At 49.6% G+C, this 2,614-nt stretch carries 4 protein-coding genes; all 4 read left to right on the top strand.

Going from position 1 to position 2,614, the window contains the following annotated elements:
• The first annotated feature begins 247 nt into the window (after positions 1-247).
• The 4 genes from rpsP to trmD all read left to right on the top strand — a co-directional run bounded on the left by rpsP (position 248) and on the right by trmD (position 2,195).
• Positions 248-520 carry a 30S ribosomal protein S16 gene (gene rpsP, locus AQR02_RS14645; protein ID WP_054941109.1) on the top strand — a complete coding sequence of 91 codons (273 nt, stop codon included), beginning with the start codon at positions 248-250 and terminating at the stop codon, positions 518-520.
• A 22-nt stretch (positions 521-542) separates the two neighbouring features.
• Positions 543-773, top strand: coding sequence for a KH domain-containing protein (locus AQR02_RS14640; RefSeq protein WP_019910364.1), 231 nt, complete (start codon positions 543-545; stop codon positions 771-773).
• Between the two features lie 91 nt (positions 774-864).
• Positions 865-1,389: a ribosome maturation factor RimM gene (rimM, locus tag AQR02_RS14635; RefSeq protein ID WP_054941108.1), complete on the top strand. Its 525-nt coding sequence runs from the start codon at positions 865-867 to the stop codon at positions 1,387-1,389.
• Positions 1,389-2,195 (top strand): tRNA (guanosine(37)-N1)-methyltransferase TrmD, encoded by an 807-nt coding sequence (gene trmD / locus AQR02_RS14630; RefSeq protein WP_054942110.1) that lies wholly within the window; start codon positions 1,389-1,391, stop codon positions 2,193-2,195. The genes rimM and trmD overlap by 1 nt, the downstream gene beginning before the upstream one ends.
• Positions 2,196-2,614 lie beyond the last annotated feature (419 nt).

The raw sequence follows: 2,614 nt of genomic DNA, 5'->3' as shown, positions 1-2,614 counted from the left end.
TGTGTTAAACCTGTCTCAAGGTACCGCCGTTGTTAAGCGGGTCCCGTCAGGGACGAAAAGCGATCCTGCTCCATCATTCCAAGATTCCGCCAGTCTGAACACCCACGCCAGTTGCACTTAAGCGGGTGTCCAGAGGGCAAGGCCCTTGGGGCTCTCCCTTGGAAGGGAGGGTTTGGGAGGGATCGAAAAAAGGTTTAGATCAAACTTCTTCCCAATATTTCGATACTTTTTTAAGGAGGTGAATTTCGTGGCAGTACGTATTCGTTTGAAAAGAATGGGTGCACATAAAGCGCCTTTCTACCGTGTAGTGGTTTCCGATTCCCGGTCCCCTCGTGACGGTCGTTTTATCGAGGAAATCGGTTACTATAATCCGATTGAACAACCGGCAGTAGTTAAGATCGATGAGGAAAAAGCTCTTAAATGGCTTCAAACAGGTGCACAAGCATCTGATACCGTCCGCAACTTGCTTTCCAAAGCAGGCGTGATGAAGAAGTTCCATGAGTCGAAGCAACAGAAATAATGACTGATTGCGAGGGTCCTCTATGGAAGAATTAGTTGGAGTTATTGCTAAGGCTTTAGTGGATCATCCAGAAGATGTAACGGTGCGGACTGTGGAGAAGGATCACCTGATTGTTTATGAGCTCTCTGTACATCCTGATGATGTCGGTAAGGTCATCGGCAAGCAGGGGCGGATCGCCAAAGCACTTCGCACAGTAGTTACATCCGCAGCAGTCAAGAGCGATAAACGCGTGACCGTAGATATTTTATCTTAATCGATGCGCACAATGAGGGGCTAGGGATAGTATATCCCGGCTCCTTTTTGGTTCAAATATAGAGAAGTGAATTGATAAAGGAGTGGGTAAAATGGCGGAAGAACTTACGGTAGGCAGGCTGGTCAATACGCATGGCATTCGCGGGGAGATCAAAATCTTGTCGCATACCGATTTTCCGGACGTGAGGTTCGCACCCGGTAAAAAGCTGCTGGTTATCCCGGCAGACGGCAGCCCGAAATTCGAAGTGATCGTAGAATCAGCGAGAGAACATAAGGGGATGTTTATTGCCAAGCTGAAGGGATACACCAATATTAATCAGATTGAGAAGTACAAAGGCAGCCTGCTTAAGGTTCCCGGCGACGATCTGGTGGAGCTTCCGGAGAACGAATATTACTTCCATCACATTGTCGGCTGTGAAGTCTACACAGATGAAGACGGTAGTAAGCCGCTAGGTACAATTACAGATATCCTGCAGCCGGGGGCGAATGATGTCTGGGTAGTAAAGCCTGCTAAGGGCCAGGACATTCTGATTCCGGTGATCAATGATGTCGTGCTGGATGTGGATATCGCCGCCAAAAAGATCACGGTTCACCTGATGGAAGGGCTGCTGCCATGATGAGAATTGATGTGCTGACGCTCTTCCCGGAGATGTGTGAGGGTGTATTTAGCACAAGCATTCTTGGCAAAGCGCGTGAAAAAGGAATTGTCTCACTAAACGCGGTCAACTTCCGCGATTTCTCAGGCAACAAGCTTAATACTGTCGACGATACGCCGTATGGCGGAGGCGGGGGGATGGTGCTGAAGCCGGATCCGATATTTGCAGCGGTGGAGCATGTTCTGGAGAGTGTGCAGGAAGAGAACAGTCCGAAGGGCCAGGATTCAGAGATAGCAGAAGAGCCTTCTACAGCTGCTCCAGTGAAGCCGCGGATTATCCTGATGTGCCCGCAAGGGCAGACCTATAATCAGCAGATCGCCGAGGAATTGGCCCGGGAAGAGCACCTGATCTTTATCTGCGGTCATTATGAAGGCTATGATGAGCGCATCAGAGAGCATCTGGTGACAGACGAACTGTCCATCGGGGATTATGTACTGACCGGTGGAGAGCTCCCTGCGCTGACCGTTATTGATTCGGTGGTTCGGCTGCAGCCGGGAGCGCTCGGAAATGAGACCTCGGCCATCACGGATTCCTTCAGTACCGGTCTCCTGGAGTATCCGCATTATACGCGTCCTGCGGAATTCCGCGGCTGGAAGGTGCCGGATATACTGCTGAGCGGGCATCATGCCAATATCGAGCTTTGGCGGCGCGAGCAGGCGCTTAAGCGTACGCTTGAGCGCAGGCCGGATCTGCTGGATACGGCCGGACTTACGGCGAAGGACCGGAAGACGCTCGAGATACTCAGAGAGCAGCTGGGACAGCCTTGAGCCTAATTTTATTCGAAGTTGTCATATCTGACGTCTCTTTAACGTATATTACGTTGAGGAGGCGTTTTTTGTTATGTCCAAATGGTTATATAAATCTCAGTAGAGAAAAAGCTAGACACAGAAACATCACAAAAAAATACGAGCAAATGTGCGTTGGTATCCTTATTTTAGGGTAATGAATAGAGGTGCCGCAAAAACACTCTCAACCTAGACGCAGCGAGCTCAACAATCGAAAGGAATGAACACAAGTGACTACGAATACGCATGAACAACTCAAGCCAGACGTGGACACTGTCCACAAGGAAGCGGAGCCGCTCCGCACCGTTAACGATATCATCGAGTTTTATACTAATCGTAAATCGTAACTTACTATAGGATGGCACAAAGAAACTTTAAAGAGGTACCCGGCCGGGTGCAGC

Source organism: Paenibacillus ihuae (genome assembly GCF_001368795.1).
GTDB lineage: Bacteria > Bacillota > Bacilli > Paenibacillales > Paenibacillaceae > Paenibacillus_AQ > Paenibacillus_AQ ihuae.
Note: the sequence above shows the minus strand (reverse complement) of the source record. Positions and strands in the feature narration are given on the sequence as shown.

What these genes read in the sequence shown, in the direction of transcription:
- rimM (WP_054941108.1), top strand. Translation starts at nt 865, where the DNA reads ATGGCGGAAGAACTTACGGTAGGCAGGCTGGTCAATACGCATGGCATT.
- AQR02_RS14640 (WP_019910364.1), top strand. Translation starts at nt 543, where the DNA reads ATGGAAGAATTAGTTGGAGTTATTGCTAAGGCTTTAGTGGATCATCCA.
- trmD (WP_054942110.1), top strand. Translation starts at nt 1,389, where the DNA reads ATGAGAATTGATGTGCTGACGCTCTTCCCGGAGATGTGTGAGGGTGTA.